Below are 17,390 nucleotides of genomic sequence, written 5' to 3'. Positions count from 1 at the left end.
CTTCTTCATCATCTAAGTTCCCGCAAGTGCCACGGAAGGCGGTGCATGGTGCGGGCGATCTGCCAGCGCACCTTCGATCCGCCGGACAACGCCGGCCCAGTCGCCAACCTCGGTCTGGACGAACTGGCGCGTACCGGGATACCAGCATGACACGCTTTGCGCCGGATTCCAGCGCCAGTCCGGTTCGTGCTTCAGCATCACCCAGACCGGTACCCCCATTGCTCCGGCAAGATGCGCGATCATCGTGTCGACCGTTACAACAAGGTCCATCGTGGCGATCAGCGCAGCAGTATCGGCGATCGCGCCCGGACAACCGGCGGGATTGCGCACCGGCAGCGCAGCTGTCGGGCCAGTTGGTTGCGGCATCAGCAACGTGCAATCATGCCTCTCGCACAAGGGCTGCAGCAGCATCGCCGGCAGGTTGCGATCCGCATCCCACCCGCCGGCCGCGTGGCACAGTCCGATCGTGCCGGTGCCGCTGCCCTGCCAGCGCTGTGGCAGGTACGGCGCCGCATGAACGTCCGGCGCGGCCCGCAGGGCAAAGGCCAGATCCATTATCTCCAGGTTGCACTCGGCCGGCGGCAGAGGGTGCGCGAGATCAAACGGGTGAAAGCCGATCCGGTCCATCCAGTGGCTGAACAGTGGCAGCAGATCGGGCTGCATCTCCACCGTCACATTCCGCGCGCGTGACGCCAGCAGCGGGAGGAAGCGGGCGAACTGGATCGTGTCCCCCAGCCCGTGATAACACCGCACCAGCACATCACGCCCGTCGACGGGTCGGCCGTCCCACACCCATCGCTGATGGTACGGCAGCGATGGATCGTCACGACTTGCCGGATCGCGCAGGGCGAGTGCATCGGCAGACAGGTTCCACGCCACATCGAACCGCCGGTCACGCATGGCCTGCGTCCAGCGTTGCATCAACTCTGCTGCCATGCGTAGACCAATTGATGAAAGTAGCTGCGGTTCCGCTGCGGTGGAACCGTGCGGGAACAAGCAGCAACAAAGCATGTTATCGTACATGCAGGATGGGGGCCGGTGCATTCCGGCAAGTGAGGGCACGGGGGACGAATGATTTTTCGCAAGGCCGACGATTACGCCGAGGCGCCGGCATGAGCCGCGACGCCGAACAGATGCTCGCGCCCGAAGCGATGCGCGCGCAGGTCGACAGGCTGGCGCCCTGGTTCCAGAACCTCCATCTGCCGCACGGCATCCAGACCGCGCCTGATCATTTTCTGCCCGACTACCCGGCCAGCAAGTTCCGCAATTTTGCCCATGTGCTGCCTGATGATCTGAGCGGGCAATCGGTGCTCGACATCGGGTGCAATGCGGGCTTCTACTCGCTCGAGTTCAAGCGGCGTGGTGCCGGGCGCGTGGTCGGGATCGACAGCGACGACCGCTACCTGGCGCAGGCGCGGTTCGCGGCGCAGATGCAGGGTTACCGGGACATCGAGTTCCGCAACCTGTCGGTCTACGACGTGGCGGCGCTGGGCGAGAAGTTCGACTGGGTCATCTTCATGGGTGTGCTGTACCACCTGCGCCATCCGCTGCTGGCGCTGGACCTGATCCGCGAGCATGTGGCCGGCGGCACCATGCTGTTCCAGACCATGCAGCAGGGCGGCGAGGCCGAGATCGAGCTCCCGGAGGATCATCCCTTCCATGTGCCGGGTACCTGGGATCCGCCGGCCTTCTTCGACGATCCCGGCTATCCCAAGATGCACTTCATCGAACGCCGCTTCGCCGACGACTGGACCAACTGGTGGGCGCCGAACATGGCGTGCAGCAAGGCCATGCTGCGCGCGGCCGGCTTCACGATCGAGGTTCAGCCCGAAGCCGAAGTCTATCTCTGCCGCGTGGCCGATGTGCCTTACAGCCATCTGGGGCCGGCGGCGGTCTATCCTGACAGGGGTCCGAATACGTGATCGAAGCGGTGATGCTCTGGAACGAGCCGAACAACAAGTCGCACTGGAATCCGGAGCTTGACCCCGACTGGTCGATATACGCCGATACGGTGATCCGCGCCGGCCGCGCGATCCGCTCCGTGAACCCGTCGGTGAAGCGCGTGCTGGGTGGCATGTCGCCGATCGATCCCCACTGGACCAACCGGATGCGCGCGCATGGCGCGCTGGACGAGGTGGACGTGGTTGCCGTGCATGGCTTCCCGCTCGACTGGAACCTGTGGCCGATCCACGCCTGGCCCGACAAGATCGCCGAGATCGAGGCGGTGGTGCCGGACAAGGAGATCTGGGCCACGGAAGTAGGCGTCGGCTCGTTCGGCGCGGAGGAGGTGCAGCAGTTCGGAGTGGAGAAGACTGCCGAGCTGCTGATCGGGCGGGTGCCCAACGTATACTGGTATTCGCTGTTCGACCTGCCGCAGAGCTGGGGCGCGGAAACGCGTCACCGGGAGGCGGAAGGGTCCAGCTATTACCGCCACTTCTACATGGGCCTGATCCGGGAAGACGGAACGCCCAAGCCGGGCCTGGAAGCCTATCGGCCGTTTGCGGACCGGATGGGACTGATGCAGTGGTTCCACTTCCACGATCCGCGGCTGGACGATGCGGTTCGCTGGATGAGCGAACTGGGCGTGCGCAAGCTGCGCACCGGCCTGTCGTGGGCCGACAGCTTCCGCCCTGACGCGCTCGACTGGTTCGACCGGCAGATGGAGGCGCTGGCCCCATTCGACACGCTGGTGACCTTCTGCTTCACGCCCGAGCATCTCGGCGTGGAGGCACATCATACCAGCCCGGCGCGCGAACCGCAGGCCTTCGCCGACTGGTGTCAGCAGATGGTCGAACGCTATGCTCCCGCGACTGCTACCCCGCCGCGTATCGGGGTGCCCGCATGACGAACAAGAAGGATTGCCGCTGATGCTTTCGCCTGATCCCCGCGGTATCCGCGTTGCGCTGGTGGGCGTGGGCAATTGCGCCAGCTCGCTGGTGCAGGGGCTCGCCCATTACCGCAACGGAGCCAACGACCTGACTGGCCTAATGCACCATAATCTGGGCGGCTACCGCCCGGAAGACGTGCGGATCGTCGCGGCATGGGACGTGGACCGGCGCAAAGTGGGGCAGGACGTGGCGGAGGCGATCTTTGCCAAGCCGAACTGCACGGCCGTCTTCTGTCCGCAGGTGGAGCGTACCGGCACGATCGTGCAGATGGGCACGGTGCTGGACGGCGTGGCCGACCACATGGCCAATTATCCGGAGGACCGGACCTTTGCCGTCGCAGACGCGCCGCAACCGGATCGGCAGGCAGTGATCGATGCGCTGCGCGAGAGCGAGGCGGATGTGCTGATGAACTACCTGCCGGTGGGATCGCAGCACGCCACCGAGTTCTATGCCGAATGCGCGCTGGAAGCGGGCGTGGCCTTCGTGAACAACATTCCCGTGTTCATCGCCAGCGACGCTACCTGGGCGGAACGGTTCCGGGCAGCGGGCGTGCCGATCATCGGTGACGACATCAAGGCGCAGCTGGGCGCGACCATCGTGCATCGCGTGCTGACCGACCTGTTTGCCAAGCGTGGCGTGAAGCTCGACCGCACCTACCAGCTCAATACCGGCGGCAATACCGACTTCCTCAACATGCTGGAGCGCAGCCGCCTCGCTTCCAAGAAGGAGAGCAAGACGGAGGCCGTACAGTCGGTCGCTGCGGTGCGGATGGAGGACGACAACATCCATGTCGGCCCGTCCGACTATGTTGCCTGGCAGAACGACAACAAGGTGTGTTTCCTGCGCATGGAAGGGCAGTTGTTCGGCGGTGTGCCGATGAACCTGGAACTGCGCCTTTCGGTGGAGGACAGCCCGAACTCGGCCGGCGTGGCGATCGACATGATCCGGTGTGCCAAGCTGGCGAAGGATCGCGGTCTGGCCGGGCCGGTGCTGCCGGCTGCGGCCTATTTCTGCAAGCATCCGCCCGAGCAGATGCCGGATGACCGCGCCTATGCCGAACTCGAAACATTCATCGCTGCGGTCTGACTGCTGACCATGACAGAAATGATGAAGGCGGCGGTGCTGGCGTCGCCCGGCACGATCGAACTGCGCAACGACGTGCCCATCCCGCAACCTGGCGAGGGCGAGGTGCGCATCCGGCTCGAAGGTTGCGGCGTGTGCGCCAGCAATCTGGAACCATGGGCCGGTCTCGAGTGTATGGACTATCCCCGCGAACCGGGTGATCTGGGCCATGAGGGCTGGGGCAGGGTGGAGGCCGTCGGTCCGGGGGTCAGCGGACTGGTCACCGGTGATCGAGTGGCTGCGCTTTCCTATCGCTCTTTCGCCGAAAGCGACATCGTGCGGGCGGACATGGCAGCGAAGCTGCCGCCGGAACTGGATGGCCAGCCCTTCCCGGGCGAGCCGCTCGGCTGCGCCTTCAACATCTTCCACCGCAGCGATATCCGGCCGGAACAGACGGTGGCGATCGTCGGCATCGGCTTCCTGGGCGCGGTGCTGTGTCATCTGGCCAGTCGCGCCGGCGCGCGGGTGATCGCCATCAGCCGGCGGCAGGAGTCGCTGGATCTGGCGCGGCACTACGGCGCGGCCGAGACGATTTTCATGCACGATCATTACGCCATCATCGACCAGGTCAAGCAGCTGACCGGCGAGGCGATGTGCGAGCGGGTGATCGAGTGCGTCGGCAAGCAATGGCCGCTCGACTTAGCTGGCGAGCTGACCGGCTTCGGCGGGCGGCTGGTGATCGCCGGCTATCACCAGGATGGACCACGGCAGGTTTCCATGCAGATGTGGAACTGGAAGGGGATCGACGTCGCCAACGCGCATGAACGCGACCCGGCCGTTCAGATGCGCGGATTGCGCGAGGCGATCGCCGCAGTGGCCGATGGCAGCTTCGATCCCGCGCCGCTCTACACGCACAGCTACCCGCTGGAGCGGCTGGGGGATGCACTGGATGCGACCCGCGACAAGCCGGAAGGTTTCGTCAAAGCCCTGGTGACCCTGTGAGCAAGCCCCGCATCGGCTTTCTCGGCACCGGCTGGATCGGCCGACACCGCATGCAGGCCATTGTCGACACCGGCTTGATGGAGGCGGTGGCGATCTGCGATCCTGCGCCGGACTGCGTTGCGCAGGCACAGGCCATTGCTCCGGGGGCGGTCGCGCTGCCATCCCTGCAGGCGATGCTGGACCTGGGGTTGGACGGGGTGGTGATCGCCAGCCCGTCCGCTCTTCATGCGGCGCAATCAGTGGAGGCGCTCGGGCGCGGCGTGGCGGTGTTCTGTCAGAAGCCGCTGGGCCGCGATGCCGGCGAGGTGTCGGCGGTGGTGGATGCGGCGCAGGCGGCAGACCGGCTGCTCGGCGTCGACCTGTCCTACCGCCACACCGCCGCGACCGAGGCCATGGCGCAGGCGATCCGCAGCGGAGAGCTGGGCACGATCTATGCCGTCGATCTGACGTTCCACAATGCCTACGGACCTGACAAGCCGTGGTTCTACGACCGGGCGCAATCGGGCGGCGGCTGCGTGATCGACCTGGGTGTCCACCTGATCGATCTGGCGCTGTGGCTGCTGGATTTCCCTGCGGTGGAGCACGTCACCGCGCGCCTGTTCGCCGGCGGTGCGCCGCTGGGGCAGGTGCCTGACCGGGTGGAAGATTTCGCAACCGCACGGCTGGACCTTGCCACCGGCGCTGCGGTGCAGCTCGCCTGTTCGTGGAACCTGCCGGCCGGCCGTGATGCGGTGATCGAGGCGGCGTTCTACGGCACACAAGGGGCGGTCACGTTCCGTAATGTGGATGGCAGCTTCTACGACTTTGCCGCCTTCCGGCATCACGGCACGCAGGCCCATCCCATTGCCAGCCCGCCGGACGATTGGGGCACACGGGCTGCTTCGGCATGGGCGCGGCAACTGGCTGGAAGCACGCGGTTCGATCCGCAGGCGGCACGGCTGGTGGACGTGGCGCAGGTGCTCGACCGCATCTACGCCGCCGGATAGGGCTCAATGATGCCGGTCAGGGAACAGGTCGACTATGCGGCTTTCGAACGGCTCGACATCCGCATCGGCACGGTGTTGGACGTCCAGCCGTTCCCGAAGGCGCGCAATCCTTCATGGAAGGTCCGGATCGACCTGGGCGAACTCGGCAGCCGGTGGTCCAGCGCTCAGATCACCGCCTATCCGCCGGAACAACTGATAGGCACGCAGCTCTGCTGCGTCGTCAATTTCGCACCCCGCAACATTGCCGGCTTCCAGTCGGAAGTGCTGATCCTGGGGGTAACCGGCGCGGATGGCATGATCATTCTCCTGTCGCCGCGCTCGCCCGCGCCGGACGGCAATCCGCTGCACTGATCCCGGGCCTTGTCCTGGCATCGTCACGCCCTGTCCCGGATACACGGGGCATGCCGGGGAAAGCGGGATCGATCCTTTGCACAAACCGCTGACAACATGTGCCTTTTGGCGGTCACACAAAAACCGTTGGCGATCTGTCGATTCGCTCTTATATGCCCGCCTCCGCTGCCCCATGGGGACTTCCTAACCGCAAGGCAGCCTTGTTGAACAAACCGTTTGGGGGTCCCTTGAATTGCACAGCTATCCTGACGCACGGTCTGTAGTCCGCGACCTCGTTCCGGACGAACCGGTGATGCTCAACCGCCCGCATGCCGCGGCGCGGGCGGCGCAGTTCTTTGCGCAGCGTTTTCCGGGCACCACGATGTATGCGGTCAAGGCGAATCCCTCGCCTGACCTGATCGTGCTGCTGTGGGAAAACGGCATCCGCACCTTTGACGTCGCCTCCATTGCGGAAGTGCGGCTGGTGCGTGCCCTGCTTCCGGAAGCCACCCTGTGCTTCATGCACCCGGTGAAGACGATCGGCGCCATCCGCGAGGCCTATCACACGCATGGCGTGCGGACTTTCAGCCTGGATACGCTGGAGGAACTGGCCAAGATCGTGGAAGCCACTTCGGCTTCGGACGGCGCGGCGGCAGAAGATCTGAACCTGCTGGTGCGCCTGCGCGTCTCCTCCGAACATTCGGAGCTGAGCCTTGCCTCCAAGTTCGGGGTCGACCTGGTCGATGCCGCGCCGCTGCTGCAGGCTACCCGCCAGCATTGCGACGCGCTCGGCATCTGCTTCCATGTCGGCAGCCAGGCGATGACGCCGTTCGCCTATGTGCAGGCGCTTGATCGCGTGCGCGCGGCGATTGCGCAGGCCTCCGTCACGGTGGACATCATCGACGTCGGCGGTGGTTTCCCCAGCGCCTATCCGGGCATGAACCCGCCGCCGCTGGAAGATTACTTCGCGATCATCCACCGCCATTTCGAGGCGCTGCCTATCTCCTACAATGCGGAGCTGTGGGCTGAGCCGGGCCGGGCGCTGAGCGCGGAATATTCCAGCGTGATCGTCCGCGTGGAGAAGCGGCGGGGCGACGAACTGTACATCAATGACGGCGCCTATGGCGCGCTGTTCGATGCCGCGCATGTCGACTGGCGTTTTCCGGTGCAGGCACTGGAGGACGATCTCACTCAGCCGCTGGCCGATTTTGCGTTTTACGGCCCCACCTGTGACGATGCCGACTACATGAAGGGTCCGTTCGACCTGCCGGCCGACATCCAGGCGGATGACTATTTCGAGATCGGCATGCTGGGTGCCTATGGCGCGGCGATGAAGACCGGCTTCAACGGCTTCGGCGCGGCACAGGCGGTGGTGGTGACGGATGAGCCGATGGTGAGCCTCTATACCGGCACCCGGCAGGAACCGAAGCGCAGCGACAACGTGGTGAGCCTGCGTTGATCTGACAGGATGGCGCCGGCCGCAAAGGTCGGCGCCGCTTGCTGTCAGTCTGCATAAGGCACTTCGTAGATGCGGTCCGCCACGTTCAGCGGGTAGGCGGAGGCGCTGAACTCGCCTTCAACCACGAACACGCCGCTCCTCATCCGTTCCATGTCCCGGCGAGCTGCTGGCGACAGGTCGGCGAGCTGGCCACCAGCCGCCAGCAGATCCGGCGTGACGATGGCGCCCTTGACTGCACCACATTCGTCACCGTTCCAGGATACCTCCCGATCGCCTGCGCCAGGATAGCGCACGGTGAACAGGCACGCCGGTTGCCCTTGCACGACGATTGTCTCGGTCGCCACGATCTCCGTCGTTCCCGCTGGCGCTGGCGCTGGCTCCAGATCGATCGGCCCGGGCACACTGGCATCCTTGACCGGTGGTGCCGCAGCGGGTTGCGCCAGTTCCGCCGGGCCAGGGGCAGGCGCCGCGCTGTTGTCGCAGGCGGACAGCAACAGGGCGAGTGGAAGCAGGCGCAGAGGGATGAGGCCCGGCTTGTGGTGAGCGGCCTCCGACATGGGGGTTCGGCGATCGGCAGCCACGATCAGGCCCGTCCGTGCGGCGTGTCGAGGTCCAGCTCGGGGCCGACGGGCACCACACCGGTCGGATTGATCATCCGGTGGCTCTGGTAATAATGGCCCTTGATGTGCTGGAAGTCGACGGTGCCCGCCACCCCCGGCGTCTGGTAGATGTCCCGCAAATATCCGCTCAGCGCCGGGTAGTCGGCGATGCAGCGGATGTTGCATTTGAAGTGGCCGACATACACCGCATCGAAGCGGATCAGCGTGGTGAACAGGCGAATGTCGGCCTCCGTCATGGACGGGCCGACCAGCCAGCGACTGCCGGTCAGGCGCTGCTCCACCCAGTCCAGTGTCTTGAACAACGGGCCGACCGCCTCTTCGTACGCCTCCTGCGTGGTCGCGAAACCGGCCTTGTAGACGCCATTGTTCACATGGTCGTAGATCCGCCCGTTGACCGCGTCGATCTCCTCCCGCTGCCCTGCGGGATAGTAGTCGCCAGGCGCGGCGCCGACATCGTCGAATGCGCTGTTCAGCATGCGCAGGATCTCCGCGCTTTCATTATTGACGATGGTGCCGGTCTGCCGGTCCCACAGCACCGGCACGGTCACGCGGCCGGTATAGGCAGGGTCGGCGGCGGTATAGACCTGCCACAAGCAACGCGCATGATGGACCGGATCGCCGATGACACCCGGCGCCGGGTCGAAGGTCCAGCCATTCTCCAGCATCAGCCAGTTCACGACGGAGACCGGGATCATCTCCTCAAGCCCCTTCAGCGCGCGCATGATCAGCGTGCGATGCGCCCAGGGGCAGGCGAGGCTGACATACAGGTGGTACCGCCCGGCCTCCGCCTGGAAGCCGCTGCTGCCATCAGCTGTCACGGCGTCGCGAAAGGCGGACTGCTTGCGTCTGAACCGGCCGCCGGTCGCATCCGTGTCGTACCACACATCCTGCCACCGGCCGTCCACGAGCATGCCCATCGCCGCAATCCCCTGTCGTTACAGGGCTCAAGCGGCCTTGCGCAGCTCCAGTTCCAGCCGGTCCCAGATCTCGACTAGCGCGGCAGTCAGGTCGGTCATCATCGCCTCGGTATGGGCCGGGCCGGGGGTGAAGCGCAGCCGTTCGGTGCCGCGTGGCACCGTGGGGAAGTTGATCGGCTGCACATAGACGCCGTACTCGGCCAGCAGGATGTCGCTGATCCGCTTGGCGCGCACCGGATCGCCGACCATCAGCGGCACGATGTGCGTGGTGCTGTTCATCACCGGCAGGCCGGCCTCGCGGAACATGCGCTTCAGCGTTGCGGCCGCAGCCTGCTGCCCATCGCGCTCCTCGCTGGAAGCCTTCAGGTGACGGACGGAGGCGAGCACGCCGGCGACCAGCACCGGGGACAGCGAAGTGGTGAAGATGAAACCCGGCGCGTAGGAGCGGATGCAGTCCACGATGCGCTGGTCGGCGGCGATGTAGCCACCCATCACACCGAACGCCTTGCCCAGCGTGCCTTCGATGATGTCGATCCGGTCCGCCGCCGCATCCCGCTCGGAAATGCCGCCACCGCGTGCACCATACATGCCGACCGCATGGACCTCGTCGATATAGGTCAGCGCGTTGTACTTGTCCGCCAGGTCGCAGATCGCGTGGATCGCGGCAACGTCGCCGTCCATGGAATAGACGCTCTCGAACGCGATCAGCTTGGGGACCGCGGGATCCTCCGCCTCCAGCAGCTCTTCCAGATGCGCCACATCATTGTGGCGGAATACGCGCTTCTCGCACCCGGAGTTGCGGATGCCGGCGATCATGCTGGCGTGGTTCAACTCGTCGGAGAAGATCACGCAGCCGGGCAGCAGGCGGGCGAGGGTCGACAGCGTGGCGTCATTGGAGACATAGCCGCTGGTGAACAGCAGCGCGGCTTCCTTGCCATGCAGGTCGGCCAGCTCACGCTCCAGCTGAATGTGATAATGGGTGTTGCCGCCGATGTTCCGCGTGCCGCCACTGCCGGCACCGACATCGTGCAAGGCCTCCTCCATCGCCGCCACCACCTTGGGGTGCTGGCCCATGGCGAGATAGTCGTTGGAGCACCACACGGTGATCGGCTTCGGCCCGTTATGCCCGGCAAAACACCGCGCATTGGGATACGCACCCTTGTTGCGCAGGATGTCGATGAACACACGATACCGGCCTTCCGAATGGAGGCGGTCGATGGCCTTGTCGAAGATCAGATCGTAGTTCAGCAGACCAGTCCGTGATTGGCGAGACATTCCGGGGGCAAACCCTGCCTGCGGCATGTAAACCCTTCACCCCGGCCTTCAAAGCATTCAGTTTGCGATGGATTCGCGTTAAAACCAGTCACACTGTGTGATGCCATAGCTCAGCAGCGCAGGAGCGATCATGTCGAGATCATCGCCCGTGCCGGTGAACAGGGCACGGTCGGGCGACTTACGGATGAATGGCTGGCCCTCCACCAGATGCGCAATGCGTCGCGCGATACCGGCGGCCCCGTCAATGAAGCGGACCTCCGGGCCGAAGGCGTGGGACAATTTGTCCACCAGCAGCGGGAAGTGCGTGCAGGCCAGCACCACCGTGTCGATCGAATCGCCACCCGGCTGCTCGCGCAATCCGGAAACCGCCGTGGCGATGGCTGCCGGGTCGACGGCCGCCCCGCGCAGGAAGGCTTCCGCTGCCTGCACCAGCTCCGGCGCGGCGTGGCGCAACAGGCGCTTGTCGGCGGCAAATTCGGCCTCCAGCTGGTCGACATAGGCCTGCCGGATGGTGGCCGCCGTGCCCAGCAGACCGATCGTGCCGGTGCGTGTCATCGCGGCAGCCGGCTTGATCGCCGGCACCGTGCCGACGATCGGCACCTGCAGCACGTCGCGCACCATGCCCAGTGCGATGGTGGAGGCGGTGTTGCAGGCAATGGTGATCAACCGGGGGGCGAAGCGTTCGGAGAGCCGCCCCAGCAATCCGGCCACACGCGCCGCGATCTGCGCCTCCGTCTTCTCGCCGTAGGGCAGGCCGGCGGTGTCCGCGACATACAGCACCGGCACCTCCGGCAGCACGCGGCGCAATTCGGCCAGCACCGTCAGCCCGCCGACGCCGGAATCGAACAGCAGGATGGGCGCGTCGGGTGCAGACTGCATCTTCGCCCGCATATTTTGCCCCTGCCGAAATGCAAGCGACGCGCTAAAGGGCGGGGCATGACGCTGCCCATCGGTACCACCGCCCTTCTGGCCCTTCTGCTCGGCTACGCCATCGGTTCCATCCCGTTCGGCCTGCTGCTGGTCCGCGCCGCGGGCAAGGGCGATGTGCGCGATGTGGGATCGGGCAATATTGGCGCCACCAATGTACTGCGAGCCGCAGGCAAGGGCATCGCCGCCGCCACGCTGGTGCTGGATGCGCTGAAGGGGTGGGTGGCGATATTGCTCGCCGTGATGCTGTGGGGCGCGGGGCAGGACTGGGCCGCGCTTGGTGCGTTTCTGGGCCATTGTTTCCCCGTCTGGCTGCGGTTCAAGGGTGGCAAGGGTGTCGCCACGCTGATCGGCATCGGCCTGGGGCTGCACTGGACCATCGGCCTGACGGTGATCGTGGTGTGGCTGGGCGTTGCCCGGCTGTCGCGCATCAGCAGCGTGGGGGGCATGGCCGCCGCCGCCGCGGCACCACTGGCTGCACTTGCCTTCGGTCACACGATCTACCTGCCGGTATTGCTGGCGATCTTCGCCATTGTCCTGCTGCGCCATCGCGCGAACATCGCCCGCCTGCTCGCCGGGACGGAGCCGCGCATCGGCCGCAAGCGATGAGCCTGACGCAGGCCGAGGCGTTCGCCCGCATCCGGCTGCTGCGGTCGCCGCATGTCGGGCCGGTTTCCTACCGCCAGCTGCTGCAACGGTTCGGTACGGCGGTGGCTGCGATCGCCGCTCTGCCCGATCTCGCCCGCCGCGGTGGTCGCCCCTACGTCGCTGCACCGACGGACCGCGTTGAGCGGGAGGTTGCCGGCATACGCAAGGCTGGCGCCCGCTACCTGTTCCATGACCAGCCCGACTATCCCAGGCTGCTGGCCCAGGCGCCGGCCGCACCGCCGATCCTTACGATGCGCGGCCGGCTGGAGCTGGCGGCCCGGCCCTGTGTCGCGCTGGTCGGCGCCCGCAACGCCAGCGCCGCGGCGGTGCAGCTGGCGCGGGAGTTCGGCGCGGCGCTGGCCGCGGATGGCTTCGCGGTCGTGTCAGGCCTGGCCCGCGGCATCGACGGTGCCGCGCACGAGGGCGCCTTTCCGCACACGATCGGCGTGATCGCCAGCGGGATCGACATCACCTACCCACCGCAGCATCGCGACCTGCAGGAACGCATCGCCACGGACGGCCTGCTGCTGGCAGAACAGCCCGTCGGCACCGAGCCGCGCGGCAGCCATTTCCCGAGCCGTAACCGGATCATCGCCGGCCTGTCGCTGGGCACGCTGGTGGTCGAGGCGGCACCGCAATCGGGATCCCTCATCACCGCCCGGCTGGCGGGTGAATACGGACGGGAGGTGATGGCCATTCCGGGCAGTCCGCTGGAACCGCGCAGCGCCGGCGCAAACGAGTTGATCCGTGACGGCGCGGTGCTGGTGCAGGATCCGGCACAGGTTGCAGAACTGCTGCACCGGTTCGACGGAACGCCACGCACCGCACTGGCGGAACGGCAGCACCCGTTCACCGCCTTCGAGGAGGAGCCGGCAGGTGAGGGGCCACAAGGCAGCGAGATCGCGCCCCTGATGGGCCCTGCGCCGGTGCATGTCGACGAGCTGATCCGCCAGAGCGGTCAGCCGGCCGGCGCCGTGCAGATGGCGCTACTGGAACTGGAGATCGCCGGCCGGCTCGTGCGCCACGAAGGCGGGCGCGTTTCGCTGGCCGGCTGACCGCTTCAGAGGTCGCGAGGGGCGGAGCGGCGGTTGCGGCGGCCCCAGGTAAGCTGCCGCCAGATATACACCACCACGATCAGCACGATCACGCCGGTTGAGATCGGCCCGATGAAACGCTCAATCTGGTCGAACTGGCGCCCCAGCACCCAGCCGGCAATGGCTAGGCCCGCGCTCCAGATGGCGGTGCCAAGGGTCGACCAGATCAGGAAGCCCGGCAGGCGCATGCCCACCAGGCCGGCGGGCAGCGACACGACGGAACGGATCGTCGGGATCATCCGGCCGAAACCGACGATCGCCGCGCCGAACCGGGTGAACATGCTCTGCGCGCGTTCCACTTCCGGCCAGTCCAGCGTCAGCCAGCGGCCATACTTCTCGATCAGTGGGCGAAACCGGTGGAGTCCGATCATCCGCGCGATCACATACCAGAACAGGTTGCCCGCCATCGCCCCTGCCGTGCCGGCGATGATCACCCCCGCCAGCGACAGCTCGCCCCGCGCGGCCACGACGCCGGCCACGGGCATGATCACCTCCGACGGGATCGGCGGGAACACCGTCTCAAGCAGCATCAGCAGGAAAATGCCGGCCAATCCGCCGCCTTCCACTAGCTGAAAGACCCATTCGTCCATTGTATCGCCCCGGGTTGCTGATTAGGTACAGGTGTGAACGGGCGCCTCTTACCGACACACACGGGTGCGCGCCATGCCTCTATTACCGGAGACGTCTGATGGCTGGTTTCTCGCTGATGCACTGGGTCATCGTTGCCCTCGTGATCCTCGTCCTGTTCGGCCGGGGCAAGATTTCGGAGACGATGGGCGACTTCGGAAAAGGGATCAAAAGCTTCCGCAAGGGTCTGACCGAGGAAGAATCCGCCCCCGTGACGAAGCCGGCGCAGATCGCCCAGATCAATGACGAGAAGACGCAGGGTGTCCCCGTCGACACCGCCACCCGCAGCACGAACTCCTGATCGACAGGCCCGGTCGCGCCAGTGTGCGACCGGGCCAGGGCGCCACTGTCCGTCAAACGGTCAGCGTGGCGTCAGCCGCAGCAATCGGCCATCCTTGCCATCCTCGATCATCAGCAATGATCCGTCGGGCGCTTCCACGATGTCGCGCAGACGCTCGGGGAAGGGATGTCGCGCTTCCTCCCGCCCGCTTTCGCCACTGATCGACACCCGGACCAGCGCCTTGGAGGACAGGCCGGGGATCAGCGCCTGACCCTGCCATTGCGGGAACATGGCCCCGCGATAGAACAGGAAGTCGCCCGGCGCGATCACCGGGTTCCAGCCGATCGCCGCCGCGCGGAACTCCGGCCGCGTCGCATGGTCGGGGATCGGGGTGCCATCGTAATCGTCCCCATCGGACACGATCGGCCAGCCATAATTCTCGCCCGCCGACACCAGGTTCAGCTCGTCGCCGCCGCGGGGACCATGCTCCAGATCCCACAGCCGGCCCTGCGCGTCGAAGTGCAGGCCCAGGATGTTGCGATGGCCATAGGACCAGATCTCCCGCGACACGCCGCCGCGATCGGCGAAGGGGTTGCCTGCCGCCGGCGTGCCGTCCAGGTTCAGGCGCAGCACCTTGCCCAGATTGACGGTCAGGTCCTGCGCCGGCGTCTTCTTCTGCCGGTCGCCCGACGCGAGGAACAGATGCTGGCCATCCGGGGAGAAGGCGATCCGGTGGGAGTAATGGCCTTCACCGGTGACCTTGGGCTGCTGGCGCCAGATCACCTGCAGGTTCTCGACCCGGCAAGCCGTCTCGCTGGCACAGGACAGCGTTCCACGCCCCAGCACCGCACCGCGCGTGTCGCCGTCGCCTGCCTCCGCCCATGTCAGATAGATCGTGCGTCCGCCCAGCGTGGCGCTGCTCTGCGCCGGCAGGAAGGCCACGTCGCCAAGTCCGCCTTGGCCGCCATAGGCCACCTGCGGCAACCCGCTCACGTCGCCTACACGCCCGGTGCCGAGGTCCACGAACTTCATCGTGCCGGCACGCTCGGTCACGAACAGCGTGCGGGTGCCAGGTGCCAGCGCAAGCGCCCAGGGCTCTGCGAACTGGCCCAATGACGCGGCCTGAAAGGGCGCGTTGCCCTGCAGCGTGACCGGCTGACCGGTCGCGTAGCCGGCCGGCGTGGGTGACGGTGATGGGGTAGGGCTCGGGGCAATCCCTGCCGGAGCGGGGGTTGAGGAACTATTCCCGGACTCGGCACCGCCGCAGCTTGCGGAACAGAGCGCGACGGGTAACAGGCTGGCGGTCAGGAATGGAATGCGCATGCTCTCGGGAACGCCCTCTCCGGATTTTTGTGCCAGCCTCGGCGGGCCGCTGATCGTCGGCGTCGACGAGGCGGGACGGGGGCCGCTGGCCGGCCCTGTCGTCGCCGCCGCCGTGTTGCTGTGCCGGCCGCGACCCGCCGGGCTGGATGATTCCAAGAAGCTGAGTGCGGAGAAGCGCGCCTTGCTGGAAGAACGCATCCAGCGCCGGTGCGCCTGGGGGATCGGCGTGGTGGAGGTGGAGGCGATCGATCGCCTGAACATCTTCGGTGCCACCATGCTGGCGATGACACTTGCGGTGGACCAGCTCTGCGCGGCGTTGGGGCGCGACTGCTGCCAGGTGCTGGTCGACGGCAATCTGACGCCCGTCGGCCGTCGTACGGAATGGCGCTGGCCGGCCCGCGCCATCGTTGGTGGTGACGCGCTGGAGCCGGCGATCAGCGCCGCCTCGATCCTGGCCAAGGAACATCGCGACCGCCTGATGCGCGCCGCGGCCGCAGATCACCCGCATTACGGGTGGGACCGGAACAAGGGCTACGGCACCCCCGATCACCTGGCGGCCTTGCGCGCGCACGGGCCCAGCCCGCTGCACCGCCGGTCGTTTGCGCCGGTCGCGCAGGCCGATCTGTTTTCCTGCACCGGCTGAGTCCTGCCGGCCACACCACAGCATGTTGAGTCCCCCTGGCCGAGCTGGACTCAACATGCTGCGCCGGACTCCTTTCGTTCCGCCGAGACCCGCGCGACTCGAAGCGACTCGGCAGAAAAGCTGTACTTGACGGCGGAGTCCCTGATCGCGCAGGCTGTGGATAAGTCACAGGGGCAGGCAGATAATGGGCGAAGTTCTTTCCATCCGCGCACCGCGCACCAGCAGCGCGACGAAGGCGGAACTGCCGCTCGGGCAGATCCTGCCGGGCGACTGTATCGAGGCGATGCGCTCGCTGCCGGCGCGCAGCGTGGATCTGGTCTTTGCCGACCCGCCCTATAACCTGCAGCTGGGCGGCGACCTCAACCGGCCGGACGGCAGCATGGTCGATGCGGTCACGAACGATTGGGACCGGTTCGACAGCTTCGCCGCTTATGACAATTTCACCCGCGAATGGCTGGCCCAGTGCCGCCGCGTGCTGAAGCCCGATGGCGCGCTGTGGGTGATCGGCAGCTACCACAACATCTTCCGCGTCGGCGCGCTGATGCAGGATCTGGGCTTCTGGCTGCTGAACGACATCGTCTGGCGCAAGGCTAACCCGATGCCCAACTTCCGCGGCACCCGCTTCACGAATGCGCACGAGACGTTGCTGTGGGCCAGCATGGGGGAACGGTCACGCTATCACTTCAACTATCGCGCGATGAAGACCCTGAATGACGAGTTGCAGATGCGCAGCGACTGGCTGATCCCGCTGTGTGGCGGGCAGGAACGGCTGAAGCGTGATGGCACGAAGGCCCATCCGACGCAGAAGCCGGAGGCGCTGCTGTATCGCGTGCTGCTGGCCACGACGGAGCGCGGCGATGTGGTGCTGGACCCGTTCTTCGGCACCGGCACGACCGGCGCGGTGGCCAAGCGGCTGGGCCGCCAGTGGATCGGTTGCGAGCAGGAGGCGACCTATCGCGAGGTCGCGACCGAGCGGATCGCCGCCGCCCTGCCGCTGGACGAAAGCGCGCTGGAGGTGATGCAGAGCCGCAAGGGCGCGCCGCGCGTCGCCTTCGGTACGCTGGTGGAAACAGGCCTGGTGCCGCCGGGCAGCGTGCTGTTCGACCGGCAGCAGCGCTGGCGCGCGCAGGTGCGGGCCGACGGTTCCCTGGAATGTGGCGGCCACACCGGATCGATCCACGGCGTCGGCAAGGCGTTGCAGGATGCACCCAGCTGCAATGGCTGGACGTTCTGGCATGTCGAACATGACGGCGCGACCAAGCCGATCGACGCGCTGCGGCAGCTGCATCTGCTGGCGGTCGAGGACTGA

19 protein-coding genes are annotated in these 17,390 nt (G+C 66.4%); 12 read left to right on the top strand and 7 right to left on the bottom strand.

The window, feature by feature from the left end; genetic code table 11:
- Window positions 1-12 precede the first annotated feature (12 nt).
- Window positions 13-936, bottom strand: a complete 924-nt coding sequence (locus PK98_RS06345) for a glycosyltransferase family 9 protein (protein ID WP_235425414.1) — start codon at window positions 934-936, stop codon at window positions 13-15.
- A gap of 176 nt (window positions 937-1,112) precedes the next feature.
- On the opposite strand from PK98_RS06345, the gene PK98_RS06340 reads away from it, so the two are divergent.
- From PK98_RS06340 to PK98_RS06310, 7 genes are all read left to right on the top strand, one after another.
- A complete protein-coding gene (locus tag PK98_RS06340) occupies window positions 1,113-1,922 on the top strand; it encodes a TIGR04290 family methyltransferase (RefSeq protein WP_039095119.1) in 810 nt (269 codons plus the stop codon).
- Window positions 1,919-2,845 carry a glycosyl hydrolase gene (locus tag PK98_RS06335; protein WP_039095117.1) on the top strand — a complete coding sequence of 309 codons (927 nt, stop codon included), beginning with the start codon at window positions 1,919-1,921 and terminating at the stop codon, window positions 2,843-2,845. The genes PK98_RS06340 and PK98_RS06335 overlap by 4 nt, the downstream gene beginning before the upstream one ends.
- 22 nt (window positions 2,846-2,867) lie before the next feature.
- Complete coding sequence (locus PK98_RS06330; protein WP_039096323.1) at window positions 2,868-3,974, top strand: inositol-3-phosphate synthase; 1,107 nt, start codon at window positions 2,868-2,870, stop codon at window positions 3,972-3,974.
- Between the two features lie 9 nt (window positions 3,975-3,983).
- Window positions 3,984-4,952, top strand: coding sequence for an MDR/zinc-dependent alcohol dehydrogenase-like family protein (locus tag PK98_RS06325; protein ID WP_235425413.1), 969 nt, complete (start codon window positions 3,984-3,986; stop codon window positions 4,950-4,952).
- Complete coding sequence (locus PK98_RS06320; RefSeq protein ID WP_039095113.1) at window positions 4,949-5,938, top strand: Gfo/Idh/MocA family protein; 990 nt, start codon at window positions 4,949-4,951, stop codon at window positions 5,936-5,938. The genes PK98_RS06325 and PK98_RS06320 overlap by 4 nt, the downstream gene beginning before the upstream one ends.
- Window positions 5,939-5,944: 6 nt before the next feature.
- Window positions 5,945-6,289, top strand: coding sequence for a tRNA-binding protein (locus PK98_RS06315; protein WP_081996060.1), 345 nt, complete (start codon window positions 5,945-5,947; stop codon window positions 6,287-6,289).
- A gap of 232 nt (window positions 6,290-6,521) precedes the next feature.
- Entirely contained in the window at window positions 6,522-7,727 is a 1,206-nt protein-coding gene (locus PK98_RS06310) for a type III PLP-dependent enzyme domain-containing protein (RefSeq protein ID WP_039095111.1), read from the top strand.
- 44 nt (window positions 7,728-7,771) lie between these two features.
- Here the strand turns inward: PK98_RS06310 and PK98_RS06305 are convergent, their stop codons facing one another.
- The 4 genes from PK98_RS06305 to murI form a co-directional block, all read right to left on the bottom strand.
- A complete protein-coding gene (locus PK98_RS06305; RefSeq protein ID WP_039095109.1) occupies window positions 7,772-8,284 on the bottom strand; it encodes a hypothetical protein in 513 nt (170 codons plus the stop codon).
- Window positions 8,285-8,310: 26 nt separating this feature from the next.
- On the bottom strand, window positions 8,311-9,264 hold the full coding sequence (locus PK98_RS06300; RefSeq protein ID WP_039095107.1) for a glutathione S-transferase family protein: 954 nt from the start codon (window positions 9,262-9,264) through the stop codon (window positions 8,311-8,313).
- Window positions 9,265-9,291: 27 nt separating this feature from the next.
- Window positions 9,292-10,512 carry a 5-aminolevulinate synthase gene (gene hemA / locus PK98_RS06295; protein WP_039096321.1) on the bottom strand — a complete coding sequence of 407 codons (1,221 nt, stop codon included), beginning with the start codon at window positions 10,510-10,512 and terminating at the stop codon, window positions 9,292-9,294.
- 105 nt (window positions 10,513-10,617) lie between these two features.
- Window positions 10,618-11,418, bottom strand: a complete 801-nt coding sequence (gene murI / locus PK98_RS06290; RefSeq protein WP_081996157.1) for a glutamate racemase — start codon at window positions 11,416-11,418, stop codon at window positions 10,618-10,620.
- A gap of 57 nt (window positions 11,419-11,475) precedes the next feature.
- On the opposite strand from murI, the gene plsY reads away from it, so the two are divergent.
- Together plsY and dprA are read left to right on the top strand one after the other, a co-directional pair.
- Window positions 11,476-12,075, top strand: a complete 600-nt coding sequence (plsY, locus tag PK98_RS06285) for a glycerol-3-phosphate 1-O-acyltransferase PlsY (protein ID WP_039095103.1) — start codon at window positions 11,476-11,478, stop codon at window positions 12,073-12,075.
- Window positions 12,072-13,169, top strand: a complete 1,098-nt coding sequence (gene dprA, locus PK98_RS06280) for a DNA-processing protein DprA (RefSeq protein WP_039095102.1) — start codon at window positions 12,072-12,074, stop codon at window positions 13,167-13,169. The genes plsY and dprA overlap by 4 nt, the downstream gene beginning before the upstream one ends.
- Window positions 13,170-13,174: 5 nt before the next feature.
- On the opposite strand, the gene PK98_RS06275 is transcribed toward dprA, so the two are convergent.
- Window positions 13,175-13,798 (bottom strand): DedA family protein, encoded by a 624-nt coding sequence (locus PK98_RS06275; RefSeq protein ID WP_039095100.1) that lies wholly within the window; start codon window positions 13,796-13,798, stop codon window positions 13,175-13,177.
- A 98-nt stretch (window positions 13,799-13,896) separates the two neighbouring features.
- Here PK98_RS06275 and PK98_RS06270 point away from each other — a divergent pair, with 98 nt between their 5' ends.
- Complete coding sequence (locus PK98_RS06270) at window positions 13,897-14,136, top strand: twin-arginine translocase TatA/TatE family subunit (RefSeq protein ID WP_039095099.1); 240 nt, start codon at window positions 13,897-13,899, stop codon at window positions 14,134-14,136.
- Window positions 14,137-14,196: 60 nt separating this feature from the next.
- On the opposite strand, the gene PK98_RS06265 is transcribed toward PK98_RS06270, so the two are convergent.
- On the bottom strand, window positions 14,197-15,228 hold the full coding sequence (locus PK98_RS06265; RefSeq protein ID WP_326998651.1) for a PQQ-dependent sugar dehydrogenase: 1,032 nt from the start codon (window positions 15,226-15,228) through the stop codon (window positions 14,197-14,199).
- Between the two features lie 208 nt (window positions 15,229-15,436).
- On the opposite strand from PK98_RS06265, the gene PK98_RS06260 reads away from it, so the two are divergent.
- A complete protein-coding gene (locus PK98_RS06260) occupies window positions 15,437-16,081 on the top strand; it encodes a ribonuclease HII (protein ID WP_052208121.1) in 645 nt (214 codons plus the stop codon).
- Between the two features lie 184 nt (window positions 16,082-16,265).
- Window positions 16,266-17,390, top strand: coding sequence for a site-specific DNA-methyltransferase (locus PK98_RS06255; protein WP_039095095.1), 1,125 nt, complete (start codon window positions 16,266-16,268; stop codon window positions 17,388-17,390).

It is taken from the genome of Croceibacterium mercuriale (genome assembly GCF_000802385.1).
GTDB classification, from domain to species: Bacteria; Pseudomonadota; Alphaproteobacteria; order Sphingomonadales; family Sphingomonadaceae; genus Croceibacterium; species Croceibacterium mercuriale.
The sequence above is the reverse complement of the archived record's forward strand: the minus strand, read 5'-3'. Positions and strand labels throughout refer to the sequence as shown.

What these genes read in the sequence shown, in the direction of transcription:
- PK98_RS06255 (WP_039095095.1), top strand. Translation starts at nt 16,266, where the DNA reads ATGGGCGAAGTTCTTTCCATCCGCGCACCGCGCACCAGCAGCGCGACG.
- PK98_RS06260 (WP_052208121.1), top strand. Translation starts at nt 15,437, where the DNA reads ATGCTCTCGGGAACGCCCTCTCCGGATTTTTGTGCCAGCCTCGGCGGG.
- PK98_RS06270 (WP_039095099.1), top strand. Translation starts at nt 13,897, where the DNA reads ATGGCTGGTTTCTCGCTGATGCACTGGGTCATCGTTGCCCTCGTGATC.
- PK98_RS06345 (WP_235425414.1), bottom strand. Translation starts at nt 936, where the DNA reads ATGGCAGCAGAGTTGATGCAACGCTGGACGCAGGCCATGCGTGACCGG.
- PK98_RS06300 (WP_039095107.1), bottom strand. Translation starts at nt 9,264, where the DNA reads ATGGGCATGCTCGTGGACGGCCGGTGGCAGGATGTGTGGTACGACACG.
- plsY (WP_039095103.1), top strand. Translation starts at nt 11,476, where the DNA reads ATGACGCTGCCCATCGGTACCACCGCCCTTCTGGCCCTTCTGCTCGGC.
- PK98_RS06305 (WP_039095109.1), bottom strand. Translation starts at nt 8,284, where the DNA reads ATGTCGGAGGCCGCTCACCACAAGCCGGGCCTCATCCCTCTGCGCCTG.
- PK98_RS06315 (WP_081996060.1), top strand. Translation starts at nt 5,945, where the DNA reads ATGATGCCGGTCAGGGAACAGGTCGACTATGCGGCTTTCGAACGGCTC.
- murI (WP_081996157.1), bottom strand. Translation starts at nt 11,418, where the DNA reads ATGCAGTCTGCACCCGACGCGCCCATCCTGCTGTTCGATTCCGGCGTC.
- dprA (WP_039095102.1), top strand. Translation starts at nt 12,072, where the DNA reads ATGAGCCTGACGCAGGCCGAGGCGTTCGCCCGCATCCGGCTGCTGCGG.
- PK98_RS06325 (WP_235425413.1), top strand. Translation starts at nt 3,984, where the DNA reads ATGACAGAAATGATGAAGGCGGCGGTGCTGGCGTCGCCCGGCACGATC.
- PK98_RS06275 (WP_039095100.1), bottom strand. Translation starts at nt 13,798, where the DNA reads ATGGACGAATGGGTCTTTCAGCTAGTGGAAGGCGGCGGATTGGCCGGC.
- PK98_RS06340 (WP_039095119.1), top strand. Translation starts at nt 1,113, where the DNA reads ATGAGCCGCGACGCCGAACAGATGCTCGCGCCCGAAGCGATGCGCGCG.
- PK98_RS06330 (WP_039096323.1), top strand. Translation starts at nt 2,868, where the DNA reads ATGCTTTCGCCTGATCCCCGCGGTATCCGCGTTGCGCTGGTGGGCGTG.